This is a genomic window from Steroidobacter agaridevorans (genome assembly GCF_009932555.1).
In the GTDB taxonomy this organism is placed as follows: Bacteria; Pseudomonadota; Gammaproteobacteria; order Steroidobacterales; family Steroidobacteraceae; genus Steroidobacter; species Steroidobacter agaridevorans.
On sequence record NZ_BLJO01000006.1, the window covers coordinates 318,947 to 341,540 of the forward strand.

Here is a 22,594-nt window from a genome sequence, read left to right on the forward strand (position 1 = left end):
GACGAAACACGCATGAGTTCGCTGCGACGTCCGACGAATACAAAACCCGAACTGGCGCGCGGCTTCGCTGGGGTATTTGCCTACAGCACTCGCGCGCTCGAGCTCGTGTGGACCACGAGTCGTCCGCTCACGATCGCCTTCGGTCTCATGACCTTGATCGCCGGCGCGTTGCCTGCCGCCGTCGCTTACGTCGGTGCGCTTATCGTCGACGCGGTCGTCGCCGCCATCCAGGCAACACCCAGCACGCGAGAGGCACTCACTCAGCACGCTTTATGGCTGGTGGCGGGAGAAGGCGCACTCGTCGCGGCCATCGCCGGCGCGCAGCGCGGGCTCAATCTGTGTCAATCGCTACTCCGCGCGCAGCTCGGGCAGCGCGTGAATGTCATGATCCTCGAAAAGGCGCTGACCCTCGAACTGTCGCATTTCGAGAACTCCGACTTCTACGACAAACTCACCCGCGCGCGGCGTGAGGCATCGAGCCGTCCGCTTTCGCTCGTGACGCGCACGTTCGGCCTGGCGCAGAACGCGATTTCGCTGCTGAGTTTCGGCTCCCTGCTGCTGCATTTCTCGCCCTGGGCGGTTGCACTACTGATCCTCGCCGGCCTGCCCGCGTTTCTGGCGGAGACCAAATTCTCCGGCGATAAATTCCGACTGTTCCTGTGGCGCTCGCCAGAAACGCGCATGCAACTGTATCTGGAGACCGTGCTGGCGCGTGAGGACCACGCCAAGGAAGTGAAGTTGTTCGGTCTGGGACCGCTGTTCCTCGATCGCTACCGGAAAATTTTCAACAAGCTCTACCACGAGGATCGCAACCTCACGATCCGTCGCGACACCTGGGGCTTCTTCCTCGGCCTGATCGCGACCGTCACGTTGTACGGTGCGTATGCGTGGATCGCGCTCTCCGCTATCGCGACGCGCATCACGCTGGGCCAGATGACGATGTATCTGATGTTGTTCCGGCAAGGACAAGCGGCGGTGTCGGCAATCCTGTCCGCGGTCGGCGGCATGTACGAAGATAATTTGTACCTGTCCACGCTGTACGACTATCTGGAAACGCCGGTGAATGGCGGCAAGGGCGTGGCCGTGCATGGCCCCAAACCCGAGGACGGCATTCGCTTCGAGAAAGTGAGCTTCACGTATCCGGGCGCCGAGCAGCCGACGTTGATCGATATCGATCTGCACATCCGCCCCGGCGAATCGCTGGCCCTGGTCGGCGAGAACGGCTCGGGCAAGACGACGCTGATCAAGCTGCTGACCCGTTTGTACGCGCCAACCTCGGGCCGCATCCTGCTCGACGGCCAGGATCTGCAGGAGTGGGACGAAGCAGCGCTGCGCGATCGCATCGGCGTGATCTTCCAGGACTTCACTCGTTACCAACTGCTGCTCGGAGAGAACATCGGCGCCGGTGACGTGCGTCACTTCGAGGACGAGGAGCGCTGGCGCGATGCAGGCGAAAAAGGCATGGCCGCGCCCATCGTGGAAACATTGCCGGCCGGCTATCGCACGCCGCTGGGCAAATGGTTCAACGACGGTCGCGAGCTATCCGGCGGCCAGTGGCAGAAGATCGCGCTGTCACGCGCCTTCATGCGCTCGCGTGCCGACATCCTGGTGCTGGACGAGCCGACCTCGGCGATGGACGCCAGCGCCGAAGCGACTGTCTTCGAGCACTTTCGGACGCTGACGCGCGGCCGGATCGCCATCCTGATCTCGCATCGCTTCTCCACCGTGCGCATGGCGGATCAGATCGTGGTGATCGAGAACGGCCGCATCATCGAGCGCGGCGGCCATGACGAGCTGATGCAGTTGAACGGTCATTACTCACACCTGTTCTCCCTGCAGGCGAAAGGCTATCGTTAGCCCAGATTTATCGATGCCGCCGGTACATCAACTAAAGCTATCCGGACCGGCACAGTGCGTCCCGATATCGGGCAAACACGGTGACAGCACCGGTCGCAAATGATATTTCTAGCGAGCCACCTGCTCATCCACGGCCGTCAATGAAGGCGCGCCGTTAACTTCCCTGGTTCACCCATGTCCAGCTCTGACTCATCGTTGCGGTCCACGACCGCGGCCGCTCCCATTGCCCCCGCCACCAGCGCGTGGCTGACACCGGCGGAGCTCCTGCTGCTCGGCGCGGTGTGGGGCAGTTCGTTTCTGTTCATGCGTATCGCCGCGAAAGACTTCGGCGCGTTCGCGCTCGTCGAAGTGCGCCTGGCGCTGGGTGCGCTGATCCTGTTGCCGTTCCTGTTGCGGGTGAAGGATCAGATCAAGCCATCGCATTGGTTGCGGTTCCTGGGCATCGGCATCGTCAATTCGGCCGCGCCGTTCGTGCTTTTTGCCTGGGCCGCACAACGGGCGCCGGCTGGTGTGGTCGCAATCAGTAACGCGACAGTCGTGATGTTCACCAGCATCGTGGCGTTCCTGCTGTTTGGCGAAAAGATCAGCAGGCGCGGCGCGCTGGGCCTGCTGCTCGGCTTCATCGGTGTAGCCGCGCTTGCCAGCGGCAAGACGTCGGGTGGCAGTGTGCTGCCGGCGGCGCTCGCGGGCGTGTTCGCTTCGATCCTTTATGGCTTTGGCGGCAATTTCACCAAGCGCTATTTGCACGACCTGCCGCCCAGCGCCGTCGCGGCCGGCACGGTGATGTGTGCAGCCATTGTAGTCGCGCCGTTGGCATTCATGACCTGGCCGAGCACGCCGGTGCCGGCACTTTCCTGGCTGTCCGCGGTCATGTTGGGGGCACTGTGCACCGGCCTGGCGTATTTCCTTTATTACAGGTTGTTGTATCGGATCGGTGCGCCCCGCACGTCGACGGTCACTTATCTGGTGCCGCTGTTCGGCGTAATCTGGGCCTGGGTGTTCCTGAGCGAGCCGCTCACTCTCAGCATGGCCGTCGCCGGTGCATTGATCCTGGGAGGCGTGGCCTTGAGTCAACAGCGCGCTTCGGCCAAGAAGTAACGGAGCGCCACACGAAACAGGTGATCTGATGAATGCACGCGAGCAAGAAGCCGTCCTGACCATCGCCCTGCTGGCCGCTTTCGCCGATGGCGCAAAGGACGAGCGCGAGCGTGCAGAGATCAAGCGCATCGCCGAGTCGTTGAGCGGTGAAGCCGGCGCGCCGCAAATGTCGCAGCTTTATCAGAACGTGCTGCTCAAGCGCGTGGACGTTTCGCAAGCCGCCGCTGCGCTCACCGATCCGTCGCATCGTCAGCTCGCCTATGAGATGGCTGTCTGCGTCTGTGACGCCGACGCAGTGGCAAGCCCGGCCGAGCAGAAGTTCTTGCAGGAGTTGCGGGGCGCGCTGGGGCTCGATACTCAGCAAGCAGTACAAGTGGAGAAAGAAGCGGCGGCGCTCGCCGAAGCTCCGCTGCCGAATACACCAGTCGCAGCAGTGGCCGCGACTGCACAACCCATCGAAAACGTCAGTCGGCAAGCGACCCTGTCCGATGCCGAAATGGACAAGTACATCCTCAATCACTCGATCGTGAATGGCGCCATCGAGCTGTTGCCGCAGTCGTTGGCGACGATGGCCATCATTCCGCTGCAGATCAAGCTGGTGTATCGGATCGGCCAGGCTTACGGCTTTCAGCTCGACAAAGGTCACATTCGTGAGTTTATCGCGACCGCCGGCGTGGGCCTGACCTCGCAATACGTCGAGCAAATCGGTCGCAAGCTGCTTGGTGGCTTGCTCGGCAGCGTTGCTGGCGGCCTGGGCCGCGGGTTGGGACGAGCGACCGCGGGTGCCGCATTTTCCTTTGCTACTACTTATGCCCTCGGCCAGCTGGCGAAGCGCTATTACTCCGGCGGCCGTCAGATGAACACTGCCCTGATTCAACAAACCTATCAGTCATTGCTCGGCCAGGCTAAGCAGTTGCAAGGTCAGTACTCGTCCGAGATTCAGCACAAAGCCAGCACGCTCGACGCGGGCCAGGTGATGTCGATGGTGAAGAACGCATAGTGTCTGCCGAATGTGACGTCCGCGAGCCGACCACACGCGTCGGCCGCTGACGACAACGAATTACAAAATATTTGCTCGCGCGGAACCTCATCTGCACCCGCGGTATTCACAACGTGAGATTGCCGCAAGACGAGGAGATCCTCATGAGCTTACGTTCCCACCTTGTTTACACCGCGCTATTCGCTGCCAGCGCCGTAGCTGCCCCTGCGGCATGGGCGCAGGTGCAAGAGCCCGCATCGCCTGCCCAGGAATATCCATCTCCAGCGGGCGAAGCACAGACTCCCCCGATGAACGAGGCGCCAGAGTCGAGCTCCGCTGCGTCGGCGCAGATCAGCGATCAGAAGATCGAGCAGTTCGCCGATGCCTACGTCGCAGTGCAGACGATCCAGGAAAAGGCGGCGTCCGACCTGCAGACCGCGAAAGAGCCCGCCCAGGCGGATCAAGTGAAGCAGAAGGCCGAATCCGACATGATCGCGGCAGTCGAGAAGTCGGGCCTGAAGGTCGATGAATTCAACCACATCGTGGAAACGATGACGGCTAATGCCGACGTGCGCGAGCGCGTCGCGGCGAAGTTGCAGGAACGTCAGGGTGGCGGCTGATTTGAGATAGCGTCACCCGGCACATTCGACTCCGGCAGTGGAGCCGAGTTTTCCTGCACCCGACAGCCCGAAGTATTTTCAACCTTCGGGCTGTCTTTTTATCTGACGGCCGGAAGGCGGCGGGCACATCCATGTGCCTGGGAAGCCGAATTTAGGTTAGCTATTTATTTGCACCGACAGCATCGAGATCGAGCCGCCGTCGACGCCTTCGATCGGAAAGCTCACCTGGTCGCCGGGCAGCTGTGCCCCTAATACATATAACAACGGCAAGTAATGATCCGGCGTCGGCGCCGAGAGCGTCGCATCCTTTCCCAGCTTCTCATAGTTGATCAGTGGCTGATGATCGCCAGCGAGCATCCACGCACGCGCCTGCTGCTCGAAGCGCACTGCCCAATCGTAGGGCTCGACGGCGCGCCGGCCCCAGCCGTATGCGTGCAAGTTGTGAACGAGGTTGCCGCTGCCCACGATGAGAATGCCCCGCTCCCGCAGCGGCGCGAGCGAGCCACCGAGCAAATAATGTTCCTGCGCCGTCAGCGTCTCATCGATGCTGAGTTGAATGACCGGTACATCGGCCTCGGGATAGCAGTGGCACAGCACACTCCACGAGCCGTGATCCAAGCCCCACGCGTCGTCCAACCTCACTGCCGGCCCGAGCAAACCACGAACCTCGGCGGCAATATCGGGACTGCCGGGCGCGGGATACTCGAACTCGAACAACTCGCGAGGAAAACCACCGAAGTCGTGAATGGTTCGCGGCGACTGCATGCCGGTCACTGCGGTGTACGGCACATACCAATGTGCCGAGACGCACAACACCGCTCGAGGCTTTGGGAAGGATTCGCAGACCTGCCGCCAGCCCCGAGTGTATACATTGTCGGCCAGGGCGTTCATGGGATTGCCGTGACCGAAGAAGATCACGGGCAAACGTTGGGATGCGCTCACGGGCGGCTCCGCTGTGACAGAGCATCAAGTATTCGACTAGCCGGCCCTGCTTACCATGGGCCGGAGCGCATAAGTGTTATGCGTATTTCGGGCGTCAGGCCGGCAGTAGCAGGAACGCGTCCGCTACCGCCTCTCGCGGCGACAGCCCTTGTACGTAGAGTGGGCGCCACGCGTCCCAATCCACGTCCTGCTCGCCCACCTCGGTGAGCACTTCGCTGAAATCTTCACGAATCAGCTCAACCACAGCCTGTTGCCACTCACACCAGGTCTGCGTGTCCGCGTTGTTGTTCATGTCTCGCTGCTCCCCGGACCCTATCCGGTCAAGCGCCGCCGCTGAGCGTCTGCGCGCAAAGTAACGCATCAGGTTATTTGCAGTTCCCGTCATTGGGAGCTGCCGGCGCAGCGTACCGCAAGCACGCAACGAGTGACCACCTCACTCAGATCGTCGCGGTATATCGAACACATCAACGCATGTGGCTCAAGAGCAACGCGGCCAGCTTGGTGTAGTTGCCATCGAAATGATGGCCGCCGCTAAGTTTCACTACTTGCAATGATTTAGCGGCCGGCTTGGCGCATAGCGAGCCTGTTTCATCCGCGCCATACACGCACAAGCCGCGAACGCCTTTCATTCTCAACAGCTCGGGAGTCACGGGCAGAGAGCCCTTGGCTGCGCCAAGCCAGTTCTGCAAATGGAATTCGAACACCGCGGTGTCGGAGAGCGACAGCAATGCCACCATGTGCAACCGTTCGCGGGTGGCCGCCGGCAACCGATTCACGACGAACGGCATCACGTCGGCGCCTTGCGAGAAACCGATCAGCACCACCGATTGCTTTTTCCAGGCGCTCAGGTAGTGGCGCAACAGTCGATCCACATCGGCCGCGGTGCTCTCGGGCGTGCGCTTCTTCCAGAAGTAACGCAGCGAATCGAGTCCGACCACGGGCAGGCCTTGCTTCGACAAGGCGGCCGCGAGCTCCTTATCGATGCCTGCCCAACCGCCATCGCCGGAGATCAACACGGCCAAGGTGTCCGAGTTGCTGTTCGAGTGCACTTCAACGAGCGGCAGGTCTTTCAGCTCGGTGGCGCTCACCGCCGGCAAGCCACGCGTGCGACCGGCCAGACGCTGGAACGCGGCTGCGAATTGCGGCTCCCAGGTGTGGAAGTCGCCTTCGCCATAGTCGTCGCCAGGTACGGCGATCACCTCGGCCTGCTTCCTGTCGGCCAGGAATTGCCTAGCCTGGGTCCGGCACTGTCGATCGCCAATCCCTTGCAGCACGGTCCACGGCGCGGCGAGTTGCGGCGAGCCCGGCGTCTTGCCGGTTGAGCACAATGGTTTGTTCAGCGCACGCGTCGGACAGAACCCCAGCGAGATCCCGCCACCGAACGTGCCGGTGGGCGCTTGCGCCAACATTGCATACACGAACTCCGCCCCGGAACCCGAGCCGGCCAGCAACGCGGGCCGATAAGTGGGCGATCGATAGTAGGCTTGCAGGAAGTGACTCAGGTTTTCCAGGTCGCCATCGGGCGAGACACACTTGCCGCCATCCTGCTCCAGATTGCGAAAGAACGCGGGCGCGTCGATACCTGCCACCAGCGCGCCCTGTCGAGCAAGCGATTGCGCGATGGGCTCGAGCTCAGCTGTCCAGCCGCGCTCGCCGGAGAAGAACAACACCGTCTGTCGCGCTTCGCCTTGCGGCCGATACACAGTGAGTTTTTCGAAGCGGCCGTGCGAGATCGTCTCGGCAAGCGCACTCGACCCAAGCATCAACAGCAACAGCAGGAGCCAGCGGCGATACCACGTCATTTCGCAATGATTCCTCGCAAGCCGCCGCCGATCAATGTCGCCACATCGGCGAGCGTGAGCAGAGGCGTCAGTCCGCCGCCGGCCACCAGATAGCGAGGCTCCCACACTGGATCGAACTTATCTTTGAATCCGCGCAATCCGCGGAAGTTATAAAACGTCTCGCCATGGTCGAACAGCATCCGGCCAAAGCGATGCCAACGCGGCGCCAACTCGTGACTCGCCATGCCGGACATCGGCGCCATGCCGAGCCCGAAGCGCTGAAAGCCCTCGCCCTGAAAATAAAGCATGAGCTTGGTGAACAGGAAATCCATCGTGCCCGGCGGCGCCAGCGGCAGCTGACGCATCAGATCGACGCTGGCCTCGCTTTTCGTTTCTGTGCTCAGCAGATTGGCGAACGCGACGATCTGCCCCTGCTGGCGCACGATGGCGAACGACTGCCGCGACAGATACGACGGTTCGAACGAGCCCAGCGAGAAGCCCTTTTCGCGCGCTTCCTGACCTTCCAGCCACGCGTCCGAAACATGGCGCAATTGAGGCAGTAGCGCGGGCACTTCCGCTGGCGAAGCCAACGCGAACTCGAGTCCGTCGCGTTCGCCTCGATTGATCGCCTGTCGCAGATGCGAGCGTTTCGAGCCCTTGGTCGTGAACTCTTGCAGCTGCACGTACGCGTACTCACCCAACTTGTAGGCACGCAATCCTGCATCGAGATACAGCGGCAACATATCGCCGCGCACTTGATAGAACGCCGCGCGACCGCCGTGATCGGTCGCGAGCTCGATGAACCGCCAGATCAGCTCCGGCCATTCCGATGGCTTACCGACCGGATCGAACAATGAAATCCACGAGCGCCCTTGCCGGCCGTACATGATGAATGCGTTGCCCTGGGTCGAGAACAGCAAGCGCTTGTCGCCCATCAGCGCGAGGTTCGCTTCGGCCGAAGGCTGAGTGCGCACGATATTGCTCGCCCTATCCAGCTCTTCGCTGGAGGGGAGCGCCGGCGCGCCCGGCGACGGCCGCAACAGCTGCCAGAGCGCTATGCCCAAACCGGCAACCATCACGCCCATCATCGCGCGCAGCGAACGGGGCGCGTTGGCGTTGAACTCGAACTGCCACCACAGCTCGTTGGTGTAATCGACGCGCCGATAAGCGAAGAACAGCAGGAACACTGTCGCGCCGACCATCCACACCACCGAGATCAGCCACACGCCTCGCAACGGATTCGAGAACAGCGCGGAGCGCCGATCGAACTGTGCACGCGATAGATACAACAGGATCGCCAGCACCACGAGGTAAGCCGCTTGCACCAACGCAAACCCTTTGGGCATTGCCAGAACGGCCGCCGCCAGTGCCAGCAGGAACGCCGACCACCAAGCGGCATCGAGGCGATGTAACAAGCCGCGCGCGATGACGATCATCGCAAAGCCCGTGACGCTGCCGAGAAAGTGAGAAGCCTCGACCAAAGTCAGCGGCACACGCAGCGCCAGCATGTCGACGGCTTGTGCCGACGCCGGCGTCACACCGGAGACGAGCAGCCAGCCGCCGGCGATGAACGTCATCGTTGCCAGCAGCATCGGCGAGAGTCGCACTGCTGCACGACCGATCGGAGCAGCGATGCCGGAGCGAACTTCATACGCAGCCAGCAATACGGCGGCCAGCACCAGCGGCAACAAATAATAGATGACGCGATAGAGCACCAACGCGCTGACGATCTGCTCCACCGGCGCGCGGTCGCCACACGCGAGCAGAATGACCGCCTCGAACACGCCCAGGCCACCGGGCAAATGGCTCAGGATGCCGAGCACCAGCGCGATCGAATACCAAGCCATGAACTCGCCCGGCTCGACTGCGCCCGGCGGCAACAGGAACCAGAGCGTCGCGGCGGAGGCGATCAGATCCAGCGCCGAAATCACCAGCTGCTGCACGGCCAGCTTTGCCGGCGGCAAGCGCACTTTCCAACGCCAGGCGATCATGACTTCGCGACGTCGCGCAGCGAGTGCAACGAATCCAAGCACGGTGAACAGCAAGGCCACGGCGATCACCCGCAGCAGCCATGCTGGCATGTGAGCAAGATGAGCAACGCCGTCGGCGCCCCATAACAATCCGGCCGCGCCAAACGCCGCGGTGCCGAACATGAATGCACTGGCGTTGAACGCGATCACTTGCGCGACCTTGTTCGCGTCGACGCCAGCCGCCGTGTATAGCCGCATACGCACGGCGCCGCCCGTCAGAACACCCAAACCGACGGTATTGCCGAGCGCATACGCAATGAAGGAAGTCAGCAGGACGGTGGACCGACGGATTTTCACTTCCGCGTACTTCATGGCGGACAGGTCGTAGCCCGTGAGCACCAGATAGCTGACGGCGGTCGCCAGCAGCGCGAGCAGCAGGTCGGGCAGCGGCTCTGCCTCCATCTGCTGCATGACCTTGGAGAAATGCACTTCGGCGAGCAGCACCCGGAAGGCATCGAACAGCAGCAAGCTGATCAGGCCGGCGCCGGCCGCGATCAACCAGATGCGCCACTTTGCCCACCCGCCCGCTGCCTCGGCCACTGTCCGGCGATTCCTGTGTCACCGATGAGAGCCGGCATTCTGCCGTGCGGCGGTCTCGAGAACATTACGTTATTGACACACGCCGGTCGGGCGTCGGACCGCCCCGGCCGCGGTCTAAGGGCCATCGCCCGCGTTTACCTCGCTTTGTGAAATGCTAGAGTATCTCGAAATGGGATATCCGCCGGCAGGTCGAACGCCCTATGAAGTTGCTTCAAACGCCAACGCATCGGCGACTGCTCACCGTCGCACGCCAGCGCGCATCGCTGACGCCATCCCAGCTGGCCGACAAGGTCAGCATGAGCTGGGTATTCGCGAGGAAGTATGAAAGCGGCGTCGGAAAAGGACCCTCTCGTCGCCGGTGAGGGTAGGCGACGAGAGGGCTAACCAAGACTGCCGGCCCAGGGGGAGAAACGGCTTGCAGCCTCCGACACTGCAATCCTTGGTCGATTGCCGTGTCGCTTGAGTGGCAATTTACTCAGCGCAGGTCATGCGATCAGTCGATACTGGGTCACATGCCGGTCAGCTGCCGCAACGAGTATTAGATCTCCGGCGCGTGCAACGGTTACGCGCTATGAGCACATAGCGACACGATCTTACTCAGCCACCAGCTTGTAGCCCGCACCCGGCGTGGTTTGCAGGACTTCTGGCGTCGACGCATCCGATTCGATCTTGTGGCGCAAGCGATAGATCAGCTGCTTGAGCGTGCGGCGTTCGCGGGCAGTGGCGCGACCCCACAGATGAAGTAACAACTTCTCCGCGGTGACTGTTCTTCCCGGCGTCACCATCAGCAACTGCATCGCTTTCAACTCCAGCGGCGTGAGTCGAATCGGCGGCGCTGCACCGAACTGCAGGCTCCGCTGCTCCGGATCCAGGCGCAGCTGACCAGCCGTCACAGGCGCTGCGTCCAACGGCTCCGAACGTCGAATCAACGCTCGCACTCGCGCCAACAATGCGCGCGGGCTGAAAGGCTTGTGCACGTAGTCATCCGCGCCCGAATCGAACGCCTCGATCAAATCCTCTTCGACATCCCGCACCGTCAGCATCATGATGGGCACGGGCGAGCGGCCGCGAATCTCACGACAGACTTTCAAGCCATTCGGCTCCGGCATGTTGACATCGAGCAGCACCAGGTCGGGCGAGTTTTGCTGGAACGCCTGCAGCGCGCTCTCGCCATCCACCGCGGTACAGATATCGAATCCCGCCTGCATCAGCGTGAAACCGATCAGTGCTCGCAGATCGGCATCGTCATCGACGACCAGAATTCTCATAGCGTCAGCGCCGCTCCGTAGCCAGTAGCGCAGCGAGCTTTTCAGCGTGCCCGCGGAGTTCATGAGCCGCGGTTGCCTCCCAATGGTCGGCGCGCAACATCGGCCCAACATAGAAAAGGTGCGGACCCGGCCAGCCATCGGCATCGATGACGGCGCCATGCGGCCCGGTACGCAACCCCAGCCCCAATGTGTCCGGCACACACAGCCCGCATTGCACGAGGTTGCTCCACAGCGGCTCGGTGGAGCGCGCGATTGCGTAATCAGGACCGGTGCAGTTGATGACTCGATCGAATTGCTGAGCGCGCAGCTGCTGCGAGCCGCGCGGACGCCAGATCACTTCGATGCGATCGTCGCGAGGAATGAATTGTTTGATGTGGCCGGCGTGGATCGTCAGTCGTTCCGAATGGCGGAGCGTATCGATCTTCTGGATCAGCTCCGGCGGCAGACGATGTCGATAGATGTCCCAGTACGCCCGCACATGGCGCAGGAAGCGCACGCGATCGCGCTCCGGCAGGCGTTGCCAGATCGTCGGCGCCATGTTGCGGACGAAGGTGATCGCCTCGCGCCAATCGCCGCCCATCTGCTCGGCTTCCTGTGCAAGCAACCGCACGGAACTGACCAGTCGTCGCAGCGACGTCGATGCGGCCAGCAGCAGCGCATTGCCGTCGCCCTTGAATGCATCCGGGCGGAAAGGTGTTTGCCGAGGCGGCACCAACCCGTGGCGCGACAAGGCATGCAACGTCGGCAATCGCTGGGCATCGGACGCAGCGACGTTGATGATGTCCGCAGTGGTGAGACCCGTGCCGATCAACAGCACGGTCTGCGACCGATTGAACTTGAGATCGACGGTCCAGGGGTCGGCGATGTACGCCGGATGAGTCAGTACGTCCCTTGCCGCCGCCAACGACGCAGGCTTGGGATTGCCGAGCGCGAGCACGACATCGTCCGCGGTGAAACGTCGGCCGTCCTCCAGCTCCACTCGCAACGGCAGATGCCGTTCGATCCGACGCAGGTTGACGACTGAGCCGTGGACGATTTCAAGACGAATATTTCCAGGCGCACTCAGCTGCGCGGCGAGCAACACCTCGCTCAAATAGTCGCCATACAGGGCGCGCGGCAAGAAATCTTCGCCGGTGACCTTCGGAATGCGCCGTTGCGCGAACTCGAGGAATTCCTTGGGCGCAGCCGAGTTTGCCGACATACGACTGGCCGGCACGTTGAGCAAATAAGGGAAACCGCGGTCGGCGTAGGCAGCGCCACGCGCCAGCTCATTTGCACGCTCGATCAGGATGAGACGAGTCGGGCCCGGCGGCGGACGGCGCAACAGATTCGCGGCCACCACCGTGCCGCTGAAGCCGCCCCCGACAATAACCACGGTTCGAAGCAGTCCTGCCAATCGTCGCTCCCATTAACCAGGAAGCGACAGCGTAGGCGAGCGCGCGGTATCAAGTCTGTAACGTGCGAGTCACGAATCGGCGCAGGGAATGCTATGACTCTACAACCGATTTATAACCACACGGACGGGATCAATCGACGACGAGCTTGTAACCCGCGCCCGGCGCGGTTTGCAGCATCTGAGGCGCGGCCGGATCGACCTCGATTTTCTGGCGCAGACGATGCACCAGCTGTTTGAGCAACTGACGATCGCCCGAGCCTTTGTGACCCCACACCTGCATCAGCAAACGATCCGAGCTCACCGTGTGGCCGGAGTTGGCGATCAACATTTGTAACAAGCGCAGCTCGAGCTTGGTGAGGCGCAGCGGCGGATTCGACCCGACCTGCACCGTATGCTCGTCCACATCCAGCCGGATGCGACCTGCCGCGAGCGGCGCAGTGTTCTCCATGCCGGCCCGGCGCAGCAGCGCTTTGACGCGTGCGAGCAGCGTACGTGGGCTGAACGGTTTGCTCAGATAATCGTCGGCGCCCAGCTCCAGAGCACGCACCAGATCTTCCTCTTCGCCACGCACCGTCAACATCATCACCGGCACACGCGATTTGGTCCGGATCTGTTCGCACACTTGAAAGCCCGAGGCGCCCGGCATGTTGATATCCAGGATCACCAGGTCCGGCCCTTCGCTCTCGAACGCGCGCAACGCCTGCACACCGTCGCTGGCTTTGACGACCAGATAGCCCGCCTGCGACAGCGTAAAGGCGATCAGCGCCAGCAAGTCCTTGTCATCGTCCGCGGATAGAATCTTCATTGGTTACTCGGCAGTCTGTCGCAGCTTCACTTCGAAACGTGTGCGTCCCTCGGCAGTGCGCCGCGTGGCAATGGTGCCGCCATGCCGCTCGACGATGGATTTCACGATCCACAATCCCAGACCCAGGCCGCCGGGCTCCGGTTCCTGGCCGCCGCTGCGATAAAAACGATCGAAGATCGAGTTGCCCTCGATCTCGGGCACGCCCGGACCTTCATCTTCGACCCAGCTCGTGACGAACTCGCCGGCCTGCTCGGCGCCGATGCGCACGATGCTGTCTTCCGGCGCGAACTTGCTCGCATTGGCGAGCAGATTGACGAACACCTGCGTGAGACGCGGGCCGTCGCCGTCGATGTTCGGCAGATCCTCGGGCAAGTTCACTTCCAATCGTTGCCGGCGCTGCGTGAGCAACGCGCCGACCAGCGCTTCGGAATCTTCGACGACCTCGGCGAGCGCCACCGGCTGATGACGGATGCTGAGCTGGCCGGACTCGATGCGCACACTCTCGAGCAGATTGTCGATGAGCCGCGTCAGCCGCAACGCGCCGCGCTCCAACGACAACACCAGCTCCTTCTGCTGATCGGTGGTCATCGTATCGAAGCCGTCACGCAGCAGTTCGATCGACGCCAACTGCGCGGCGAGCGGCGTCCGGAACTCGTGCGAGATATTGACCAGCACGGAATCGCGTGCCCGCCGCACACCTTCGAGTTCGGTCTCGTCGCGAATGACCTGCACCTGCAGCTCGTCGACCGGACCGGAGCTGGTGATGATGGTGGTGCGAGGCGCGCCGTCGCTCAGCTGTAAACGCTCTGTCGCCTGCGAGCTGCCTTCGTGGCGTGCGCGCAGGATCGGGCAGTCGGTGTCGCAAGGACGCATGCCGTTCGAATCGCGGCAGGGTTTCAACACATCGCCGCAGAAACGACCGATGGCTTCGTGAGCTTGCACGCCGAGCAATTGGGCAGCCTGCGGGTTCAAGTATCGAATGACTCGCGACTTGTCGACGGCGTACACGCCCTCGACGATGCCATCGAGCACCGCCTGCGCTTCCGCCTCGCGACGGCGCAACGTTCCTGTCAGCTCGATCAGGTTGTTGCGCATGTCCTCGATGGTGCGGCCCAGCTTGCCGACCTCGCGAGTGCCGCCCACGGGAATGGACGTCGAAAAATCCCCCTGGCCTAGTTTTTCCACCGCGTCGGTCAGCGTCGTGACCGGGCCAGTCACCTGGCGGCCGAGGACGATGCCGGCCAGCACGGCCAGCGCCGCCAGAATGAGCGCGGTGACCAGCAAACGTTTCGCCAGACCGCCGACGGAGGCATCGATATCCGACGATGGCAGGCGCGCTTCGAGGAATGCGATGGCTTCGCCCGACACGGCAAAGATCGGGAAGCTCGCCGCGTACAGGTCCAGCTCATCGAGCCGCACTACTGCCGAGCTGCCATCGGACAGGCCCGCCGAATGCAGGCGGGTGAAGTCGTCGTCGCCCTTGCGCTCTTCGTTGAACAGCCGATAGTTGATCAGCCGGACCTGGGTGCCGACGCGGTCCGTCAGGATCTGCGCCATCTTCGGATCCAGCGGACGAGCGACGTACAAGCGCCGTTCCGTAGCTCCCCCGATCTGAGCGGACGCGCCGAGCAAGGCATATTGCGATCCCGTCGGCGTCGCCATGAACCGCTCGCCCTGCTCTGCGGCAGTCGTTGCGATCAAATCCCAAGGCAGCTGCACGCCGGCCTGAGCAACCAGTCGGCCGCCTTCGAACACGGCGCAGGAGGCGATCGTTTCTGAATTACAGGAGCGGCGCAGATAGGGGCCGATCGTGGTCGAGCGTCGGTCCGCGAGCAGGCGCTGCAAGGTCTGGCGATCGGCGACCGACTTGGCGTCCCTCAGCGCGTCTTCGCTGAAACGCCGTATGTCCTCGCGGGCCATCGCGCCGGCCAGCTGAACGCGCGACTTACCCTGCTGATCGGCCAGGTCGCGCAGGGAGCCGATGGCCGAGATGGAAATGCCGCCGACCAGCAGCAACACGATCGCGACATTGATGACCGCAATCCAGACCCCGAGACTCGCGCGCGAGGTATCGATCTGCAGCCCGTCGATGAACTGCTGAATCCGGTCGACGACGTAGGAGAAGAAGCGATCGATCACTTCCTCTTCATCTCCACTAAGGATTTGATGATCAGGGTCAGGACCGCCAGCACCGTCAGCAGCGAGGCCACGGCGAACGCGCCGACGAAGTTGTACTCGTTATAAAGGATTTCCACGTGCAATGGCATGGTGGTCGTGAGACCGCGGACATGGCCGGACACCACCGAGACCGCGCCGAACTCGCCCATGGCGCGGGCGTTGCACAGGATCACGCCGTACACCAGGCCCCAGCGAATCTTCGGCAAAGTGACGTGGAAGAACGTCATCAGGCCGCCCGCTCCCAAGGTGATCGCCGCCTCTTCCTCGTCGTTGCCCAACTGCTGCATCAATGGAATCAGCTCGCGCGCGACGTACGGGAACGTCACGAACATGGTCGCGAGCACGATACCCGGCACGGCGAAGATGATGCTGATGTCCCGTTCCTGCAACCACAGGCCGAACCAGCCCTGCGCGCCGAACAACAGCACGTACACGAGGCCGGATATCACCGGCGACACGGCGATCGGCAGGTCGATCAGGGTGATCAAGAAGCTCTTGCCGCGGAATTCGAACTTCGCGATGGCCCAGGCGGCGGCGATGCCGAAGATCGTATTCGTTGGCACGACGATGGCGGCCACGGTCAATGTCAGCTTGATCGCGGCCAGCGTGTCCTCGTCCTTGAAGCTCTCGAAGTACATCTCCCAGCCCTTGCTCAGCGCCGTGATGAACACGGTCGCCAGCGGCGCGAACAGCAACGCCGCCAGGAAGCCGAGCGAAAGCGCGATGAAAACGTACTTTACGGCCGACGAGATCAGCGTATCCCGGCCCGGGCGGCTGGCGATTTCCGCCAGCATTTCTTTGGAAGGACCGCCCGCCATCAGCGTCCCGCGGCGACCATGCGCCGACGGCTCCAGGCTTGCAGCAGGTTGATGGACAAGAGCATGACGAACGACATGGTCAGCATGATGAAGCCGAGCGCGGCCGCACCCTTGTAGTCGAACTGCTCCAGTTTGATGACGATCAGCAACGGCGTGATCTCGGTGCGCATCGGCAGGTTGCCGGCGATGAAGATCACCGAACCGTACTCGCCGACCGCTCGAGCGAACGCCAGCGTGAAGCCGGTGGCCAGCGCGGGAAACACGGTGGGCAGCACGATGCGGCGGAAAATCGTGAAGCGACCGGCGCCGAGCGTTTCGGCCGCATCTTCAAGATCGCGTTGTACCTCGGCGATTGCCGGTTGCACCGAGCGCACGACGAATGGCAAGCCGATGAGCGTCAGCGCCACGACCACGCCGATCCAGGTGTACGCCACTTTGATGCCGAGCGGCGCGAGGTACTGGCCAATCCAGCCGTTTTCCGCGAACACGGCCGTCAACGCGATACCCGACACCGCGGTCGGCAACGCGAACGGCATATCGATCAGCGAGTCGATCAGTTTGCGGCCCGGAAATTCATAGCGCACCAGCGTCCAGGCGATGATGAAGCCGAACACACTATTCAAGGTCGCGGCCAACATCGATGCGCCGAAGCTCAATCGATACGACGCCAGGGCGCGCGCATCGGTCGCGACACGCCAGAAATCGCTCCAACCCATCGTCGCCGTCTTCATCACCAGCGCCGCCAGCGGCACCAGCACGATGGCCGAGAGAAAGAACGTCGAGAAGCCCAGCGTCAGGCCGAAGCCCGGCAGGATGGACGGCTGCCGAAAGCTCATTTGGCCGCGCCCCCGCTGCCATAGATCCGATCGAACAACGCGCCGTCGGCGAAGTGCTTCGCGTGGGTCGCCTTCCAGCCGCCGAACACCTGATCGATGGTGAACAGATCGAGCGTCGGGAACTGATCCTTATACTTTTCCAGGACCGCGGCATTGCGCGGGCGGAAGTAATGCTTCGCGGCCAGCTCCTGGCCCGGCTCTTCATACAGATACTTCAGATACGCCTCGGCAATCTGCCGAGTGCCACGTCGATCGACGACGGTATCGACCACCGCCACCGGCGGCTCGGCCAGGATGCTGCTGCTCGGGATGACGATCTCGACTTTGTCGGGACCGAGCTCTTTGATTGCGAGCAGCGCTTCGTTTTCCCAGGCGAGCAACACATCGCCGATCTCACGTTGCACGAACGTATTCGTCGCGCCGCGCGCGCCGCTGTCGAGCACCGGAACGTGCTTGTACAGCTGCGTCACATATTCTTCGGCTTTCTTCTGAGCAGCGGCCACTGCCTGCTCGGCCGCGGGATCGTCCAGCTTTGACCAGTCGCCACCGAGCTCATTGCGAAGCACGGCGCCCCACGCGGCGAGATAGTTCCAGCGCGCGCCGCCAGAGGTCTTGGGATTCGGCGTGACGACCGAAACGCTGTCGCGAATCAGATCCGGCCAGTCCTTGATCTGCTTCGGATTGCCCTTGCGCACCAGGAACACGATGGTCGAGGTGTAAGGCGAGCTGTTGTCGGGCAGACGCTTCTGCCAGTCCGCGCCGAGGCGCTTGCCCTTGGTCTGAATCGAATCGATGTCATAGGCGAGCGCGAGCGTGACGACATCCGCGTCGAGGCCGTCGATCACCGCACGCGCCTGGCTGCCCGAGCCGGCATGCGATTGTTTGACCGTCACGCGCTGCTGGTGCTCCTGTTCCCAGCGCTGCGAGAAGCTCTCGTTGAATTCGCGATACAACTCACGCGTCGGGTCGTAGCTGACATTGAGCAATGTCACACGACCGGCGTCATCGCCGCCGCCGCAACCTGCAAGCAGCGTCAGCATGCCGAGACAAGCCGTGAACGTTCTTCTATTGAATCGGTTCATTCGACGGCTCCTTCGCTGTCCTTGCTGGGCCGGTACACGATCATCATCGGATAGGTCGAGCCGGACGTGAACAACGCGCCGAACGTCCCGCGCAGTTGCGCTGGATCTGACACACCTAGGATCAGCATCGGATCCTGCGACTCGGTCAATTGCCGCTGCAACTCATCGGCCGCGGCGCCGAATCGCAACTCGGTTCGCATTTCGAGACCATGCACAGCCTGCGCTTCGGAGCGAGCATCGAGCAGAGTGCGTACGCCGAACGGACGCTGCGACTCGCCACCCGAGCCTTCCGGCAGAATGCCGACGTAAACGGCTTCGGCCGCAACGTGACGTAACAAACTGGCGGCCACGGCGAGCGTCGAACGGCGCGCCGAATCGTCGGCCCAATGAATAAGCACTCGTTGCGGCGCCGAGGAATGCGCCGGCAGCACCAGCACTTCACCCGCACCGTTTTGCAACAGCCACTGCAATTGTTCCGCAGTCTTCTGGCCGGCCGCGATCACCGCCACGCCAGACACGGGCGCGCTCGCCGGCGCATCGCATGCAACCAATGGCGCTTCACTGCGCTTGATGATGCGCGTCTTCATCCGACTGGCGAGCTCGACCAGGAACGGATGCTGAGACAGACGCTCGCACGACGCTTCATCCGAGCCGTAAGCGGTGTAGCTGGACAGCGGCGTCGGCAGCACGTGAATTCGACGCACACCGATGGCGACCGACTGACCGAGCGCCAGCGGGAACAAGCGCTGTTCGTGCTGAGTGCGAGTGACATCCAGCAAGGCTGCCGAGCCGTTGCCGCCATTCGTGTTCGGACTCGCGATGTGAGCATTGGCGGCGCCATCGGCCATGCGCACGCGCATGCGCTCGAAAGCACCGGTGAAGACCTGCTCTTCGACGATGCCATTCGCGATGAAGTTGGTGCGCAGATTGTCTCGGGTCGGCGCCAGCTCCACTTCTTCGGGACGCAACACCGCGACCACTTCCTGCTCGCGTCCGCCTTCCAGCTTCTCGACACGTCGCGCATTCACGGGAGCCGCGCCGAAGCGGATGCCCTGCTCGGTCTGACGAGCCAGCAACAGATTCGCTGCGCCAAGGAAGGTTGCGACGAAGCGCGTCGCCGGCCGCGCATACAACTCGTCCGGCCTGCCGCTCTCGAGCAAGCGACCGAGATTCATCACGCCGATGCGATCGGCCATCGCGAACGCTTCTTCCTGGTCGTGCGTCACCAGCACGGTGGTGATTTTCAGCTCACGCTGCACCTGGCGAATCGTTCGACGCAGTTCTTCGCGGATCTTGGCGTCCAACGCACCGAAGGGCTCGTCGAGCAACAACACGGGAGGCTTGTGAGCGAGCGCTCGCGCCACCGCGACGCGTTGCTGTTGACCGCCGGACAATTGCGTCGGCAGTCGATCGTCCATGCCCTCTAGCGCCACCAGACGCAGCAGCTCCTTGCGACGCTCGCGACGCTCGGCCGCCTTCATGCGCCGGACCTTGAGCGCGAACTCGATGTTCTCGCCGACCGTCATATGACGGAACAGCGCGTAATTCTGGAACACCAGTCCGACGCCCCGTTGCCGCGCCGACACGTGCGTGACATCGTTGCCGTGCAACGCGATGCGGCCATGATCGACGCCGGTCAAACCCGCGATCGCACGCAACAGGGTGCTCTTGCCGCTACCGCTCGGGCCGAGCAGGACGTAGAACTCGCCTTCGCCGACTTCCAACGAAACGTCGTTGACGACCGGCGAGCCCTGATACCGTTTGGTGACTTGATCGAGCGTGATGGACATACGGGCCGGGAGCTTACCGGCCAGCAGTGATAAGGTCAGTAATCGACGGGTTACAAAACGGTTATAACGTCAGAAGCGAACGACGCCGCGTCATCGCTAAAAGTTCTTAGCCGCCGTCCCTGCAACGAGCAATTTTTTCCATGGCGACCGTTCCCTCCTACGAAGCCCTCGGCTCCTTCTATCTGGGCCGCGAATACGACGCCGAGCGCGGCACGGATCGCCCCGACTTGCTGCTCTACGACTCGCGCGATCTGACCACTCACGCGGTCTGCGTCGGCATGACCGGCAGCGGCAAGACCGGGTTATGCCTGTCGTTGCTCGAGGAAGCGGCCATCGACGGGGTGCCAGCCATCGCCATCGATCCCAAAGGCGACCTCGGCAACCTGCTGTTGAGCTTTCCTTCGCTGCAACCCGAGGATTTCGCGCCCTGGATCGATGCCGGCGCCGCGGCCCGGCAAGGCATCAGTCCGGAAGAAGCGGCCACCAAGACCGCGGAAACCTGGCGCAAGGGTTTGGCGGACTGGGACCAGGACGGCACTCGTATCGCCCGGTTCCGCGAGGCCGTGGATATCGCGATCTACACGCCCGGCAGCGAGGCGGGCCGTCCGCTCTCTGTCTTACAGTCTTTTGCGGCACCGCCCGAAGAGCAGCGCCTGGACGCCGGCGCCTCGCGCGAGCGTGTCAGTGCGACAGTTGGTGGATTGCTCGGGCTGGCCGGCATCGAGGCCGATCCACTACAGAGTCGCGAGCACATTCTGCTGTCGACCTTGTTCGACCAGGCCTGGACCGCCGGCCGCGACCTGTCGCTCGCCGCACTGATTCAGGGCATTCAGAAGCCGCCGTTCGACAAGGTCGGCGTGTTCGACCTCGAGACCTTCTATCCGGCCAAAGAGCGCATGCAGTTGGCCATGTCGCTCAACAACCTGATCGCCTCACCGAGCTTCGCCGCGTGGATGAAGGGCGAGCCGCTCGATGTGCAGCGCTTGTTGTTCACGGCCGATGGCAAACCGCGGATCTCAGTGATCTCGATCGCGCATCTCGGCGATGCCGAGCGCATGTTCGTGGTGACGTTGCTGCTGGGTGAGGTCGTCGCGTGGATGCGCCGCCAGTCGGGCACGTCGAGCTTGCGCGCGATGCTGTACATGGATGAGATCTTCGGATATTTCCCGCCGAGCGCCATGCCGCCGTCGAAGTTGCCGCTGCTCACATTGATGAAGCAGGCGCGCGCGTTCGGGTTGGGCGTCGTCTTGGCGACGCAGAATCCAGTCGATCTCGATTACAAAGGTTTGTCAAATGCCGGCACGTGGTTCATCGGACGTTTGCAGACGGAGCGTGACAAGGCGCGAGTGATCGACGGCTTGCTCGGCGCGGCCGGCGAAGGGTTGGATAAAGCGCAGTTGGAGAAGCTGCTCGCGAATCTGGGCAACCGCGTGTTCTTGATGCGGAACGTGCACGACGCCGCGCCTGTGTTGTTCCGCACGCGCTGGACCCTGTCCTATCTTCGCGGCCCGCTGACGCTGCAAGAGATAGCGAAGCTGTCGCGTGCGGCGCCCTCGCCCGACGTTCCTTCCTTGACATCGCCGGCTCCGGCCCGGGCGACGCGACGAGAATTTACCGCTGCTGCTGCGGAAACCAGCCGAGCTTCACAAGGCACTCCGATCTCAGACAAGCCGGTCATCCCCGCCGGCGTCGACGAGCTCTATCTCGAAACATCGCAGGCCGATGCGACGTACTTGCCTCGCGTTCTCGGCATCGCACGCCTGCACTTCGTCGACAAAGCCGCCGGCCTCGATGTTTGGGAAACCCGCTCGCTCATCGCCCCCCTGGATGACAGCGAATCCCACGTCGACTGGTCGCAGGCGGACGTCGGCGTCGGTGGCGATCTGCAGAAGGAGCTTTCGAATGAGCCGCCGCAGAATGCGCGATACGCCGAGGCGCCAGCTGCGTTGCTGCGTGCTCAGAACTATCGCTCGTGGCAGAAGGAGCTGGCGACCCATCTGTATTCGAGCTCTACGCTACCGATCTTTCACTGCCCCACCGTCGGCCAATCCGTTGCACCCGGCACGAGCGAAGGCGACTTCCGCGCCAAACTCAGCCTCGCCCTTCGCGAGAAGCGCGACGCGGAGATCGAGAAGTTGAGAAAGAAATATGCGCCGAAGCTGGCGACGCTACAGGATCAGTTGCGCCGCGCCGATGAGCGGGTCGAGCGGGAGCGCTCCGATTTGTCACAACACAAGGTGCAGACAGCGATTTCCGTCGGTACGTCTATCCTAGGCGCGCTGCTCGGCCGCAAAGCCATCAGCGTCGGCAATGCGCAAAGAGTCGGCAGCGCCGCTCGCAGCGCCGGCCGGCTCAGCAAGGAGAGTGGCGACATCGATCGCGCGGAGGAAAACCGCGAGGTGATTCAGCAGCGGCTCACAGAAATGCAGAGCGAGCTGGAATCGGAAGTGAGCCGACTTCGCAGCGAGCTCGACCCCGCAACGGTGACCATCGAGCAAACATCGGTGAAGCCACGCAAGACGGATATCGATGTGCGCACGGTCGCGCTGCTGTGGGTGCCGAACTGAACGTGAT

General features: G+C 62.7%; 17 protein-coding genes. 5 read left to right on the plus strand and 12 right to left on the minus strand.

The features are described 5' to 3' along the window. The first annotated feature begins 12 nt into the window (after positions 1-12). The 4 genes from GYH35_RS22410 (at position 13) to GYH35_RS22425 (ending at position 4,554) form a co-directional block, all read left to right on the plus strand. Complete coding sequence (locus GYH35_RS22410) at positions 13-1,857, plus strand: ABC transporter ATP-binding protein (RefSeq protein WP_161810429.1); 1,845 nt, start codon at positions 13-15, stop codon at positions 1,855-1,857. Between the two features lie 174 nt (positions 1,858-2,031). Further along, the gene (locus GYH35_RS22415; RefSeq protein ID WP_161829544.1) at positions 2,032-2,955 is read left to right on the plus strand and encodes a DMT family transporter; all 924 of its coding nucleotides are present in this window, start codon (positions 2,032-2,034) and stop codon (positions 2,953-2,955) included. A 28-nt stretch (positions 2,956-2,983) separates the two neighbouring features. Next, on the plus strand, positions 2,984-3,955 hold the full coding sequence (locus GYH35_RS22420; RefSeq protein ID WP_161810427.1) for a YcjF family protein: 972 nt from the start codon (positions 2,984-2,986) through the stop codon (positions 3,953-3,955). A gap of 143 nt (positions 3,956-4,098) precedes the next feature. After that, positions 4,099-4,554, plus strand: coding sequence for a DUF4168 domain-containing protein (locus GYH35_RS22425; RefSeq protein WP_161810426.1), 456 nt, complete (start codon positions 4,099-4,101; stop codon positions 4,552-4,554). 156 nt (positions 4,555-4,710) lie between these two features. On the opposite strand, the gene ygiD is transcribed toward GYH35_RS22425, so the two are convergent. From ygiD to GYH35_RS22485, 12 genes are all read right to left on the minus strand, one after another. Beyond that, complete coding sequence (gene ygiD / locus GYH35_RS22430) at positions 4,711-5,496, minus strand: 4,5-DOPA-extradiol-dioxygenase (RefSeq protein ID WP_202624500.1); 786 nt, start codon at positions 5,494-5,496, stop codon at positions 4,711-4,713. Positions 5,497-5,590: 94 nt separating this feature from the next. Next, positions 5,591-5,788, minus strand: coding sequence for a hypothetical protein (locus tag GYH35_RS22435; protein WP_161810425.1), 198 nt, complete (start codon positions 5,786-5,788; stop codon positions 5,591-5,593). Between the two features lie 172 nt (positions 5,789-5,960). Beyond that, on the minus strand, positions 5,961-7,298 hold the full coding sequence (locus GYH35_RS22440; protein ID WP_161829545.1) for a virulence factor family protein: 1,338 nt from the start codon (positions 7,296-7,298) through the stop codon (positions 5,961-5,963). Next, complete coding sequence (mprF, locus tag GYH35_RS22445; RefSeq protein ID WP_161829546.1) at positions 7,295-9,847, minus strand: bifunctional lysylphosphatidylglycerol flippase/synthetase MprF; 2,553 nt, start codon at positions 9,845-9,847, stop codon at positions 7,295-7,297. The genes GYH35_RS22440 and mprF overlap by 4 nt, the downstream gene beginning before the upstream one ends. Positions 9,848-10,440: 593 nt before the next feature. After that, a complete protein-coding gene (locus GYH35_RS22450; RefSeq protein ID WP_161810422.1) occupies positions 10,441-11,115 on the minus strand; it encodes a response regulator transcription factor in 675 nt (224 codons plus the stop codon). A 4-nt stretch (positions 11,116-11,119) separates the two neighbouring features. After that, positions 11,120-12,490 (minus strand): FAD/NAD(P)-binding protein, encoded by a 1,371-nt coding sequence (locus tag GYH35_RS22455; RefSeq protein WP_161829547.1) that lies wholly within the window; start codon positions 12,488-12,490, stop codon positions 11,120-11,122. A 151-nt stretch (positions 12,491-12,641) separates the two neighbouring features. Then, entirely contained in the window at positions 12,642-13,316 is a 675-nt protein-coding gene (locus tag GYH35_RS22460; protein WP_161810420.1) for a response regulator transcription factor, read from the minus strand. A gap of 3 nt (positions 13,317-13,319) precedes the next feature. Beyond that, on the minus strand, positions 13,320-15,455 hold the full coding sequence (locus GYH35_RS22465; RefSeq protein WP_161810419.1) for a sensor histidine kinase: 2,136 nt from the start codon (positions 15,453-15,455) through the stop codon (positions 13,320-13,322). Beyond that, positions 15,452-16,312: a sulfate ABC transporter permease subunit CysW gene (gene cysW / locus GYH35_RS22470; RefSeq protein WP_161810418.1), complete on the minus strand. Its 861-nt coding sequence runs from the start codon at positions 16,310-16,312 to the stop codon at positions 15,452-15,454. The genes GYH35_RS22465 and cysW overlap by 4 nt, the downstream gene beginning before the upstream one ends. After that, positions 16,312-17,148, minus strand: coding sequence for a sulfate ABC transporter permease subunit CysT (gene cysT / locus GYH35_RS22475; RefSeq protein ID WP_161810417.1), 837 nt, complete (start codon positions 17,146-17,148; stop codon positions 16,312-16,314). The genes cysW and cysT overlap by 1 nt, the downstream gene beginning before the upstream one ends. After that, complete coding sequence (locus GYH35_RS22480; RefSeq protein ID WP_161810416.1) at positions 17,145-18,230, minus strand: sulfate ABC transporter substrate-binding protein; 1,086 nt, start codon at positions 18,228-18,230, stop codon at positions 17,145-17,147. Before GYH35_RS22480 ends, cysT begins: the two co-directional genes overlap by 4 nt. After that, positions 18,227-20,020: an ABC transporter ATP-binding protein gene (locus GYH35_RS22485; RefSeq protein WP_161829548.1), complete on the minus strand. Its 1,794-nt coding sequence runs from the start codon at positions 20,018-20,020 to the stop codon at positions 18,227-18,229. The genes GYH35_RS22480 and GYH35_RS22485 overlap by 4 nt, the downstream gene beginning before the upstream one ends. Before the next feature lie 140 nt (positions 20,021-20,160). On the opposite strand from GYH35_RS22485, the gene GYH35_RS22490 reads away from it, so the two are divergent. Next, on the plus strand, positions 20,161-22,587 hold the full coding sequence (locus tag GYH35_RS22490; protein WP_161829549.1) for an ATP-binding protein: 2,427 nt from the start codon (positions 20,161-20,163) through the stop codon (positions 22,585-22,587). The last annotated feature ends 7 nt before the right edge of the window (positions 22,588-22,594 follow it).

Coding starts and splice junctions, on each gene's coding strand:
- cysW (WP_161810418.1), bottom strand. CDS start 16,312: ATGGCGGGCGGTCCTTCCAAAGAAATGCTGGCGGAAATCGCCAGCCGC.
- GYH35_RS22415 (WP_161829544.1), top strand. CDS start 2,032: ATGTCCAGCTCTGACTCATCGTTGCGGTCCACGACCGCGGCCGCTCCC.
- GYH35_RS22490 (WP_161829549.1), top strand. CDS start 20,161: ATGGCGACCGTTCCCTCCTACGAAGCCCTCGGCTCCTTCTATCTGGGC.
- GYH35_RS22480 (WP_161810416.1), bottom strand. CDS start 18,230: ATGAACCGATTCAATAGAAGAACGTTCACGGCTTGTCTCGGCATGCTG.
- cysT (WP_161810417.1), bottom strand. CDS start 17,148: ATGAGCTTTCGGCAGCCGTCCATCCTGCCGGGCTTCGGCCTGACGCTG.
- GYH35_RS22450 (WP_161810422.1), bottom strand. CDS start 11,115: ATGAGAATTCTGGTCGTCGATGACGATGCCGATCTGCGAGCACTGATC.
- GYH35_RS22420 (WP_161810427.1), top strand. CDS start 2,984: ATGAATGCACGCGAGCAAGAAGCCGTCCTGACCATCGCCCTGCTGGCC.
- GYH35_RS22410 (WP_161810429.1), top strand. CDS start 13: ATGAGTTCGCTGCGACGTCCGACGAATACAAAACCCGAACTGGCGCGC.
- GYH35_RS22485 (WP_161829548.1), bottom strand. CDS start 20,020: ATGTCCATCACGCTCGATCAAGTCACCAAACGGTATCAGGGCTCGCCG.
- GYH35_RS22435 (WP_161810425.1), bottom strand. CDS start 5,788: ATGAACAACAACGCGGACACGCAGACCTGGTGTGAGTGGCAACAGGCT.
- GYH35_RS22425 (WP_161810426.1), top strand. CDS start 4,099: ATGAGCTTACGTTCCCACCTTGTTTACACCGCGCTATTCGCTGCCAGC.
- GYH35_RS22440 (WP_161829545.1), bottom strand. CDS start 7,298: ATGACGTGGTATCGCCGCTGGCTCCTGCTGTTGCTGTTGATGCTTGGG.
- GYH35_RS22460 (WP_161810420.1), bottom strand. CDS start 13,316: ATGAAGATTCTATCCGCGGACGATGACAAGGACTTGCTGGCGCTGATC.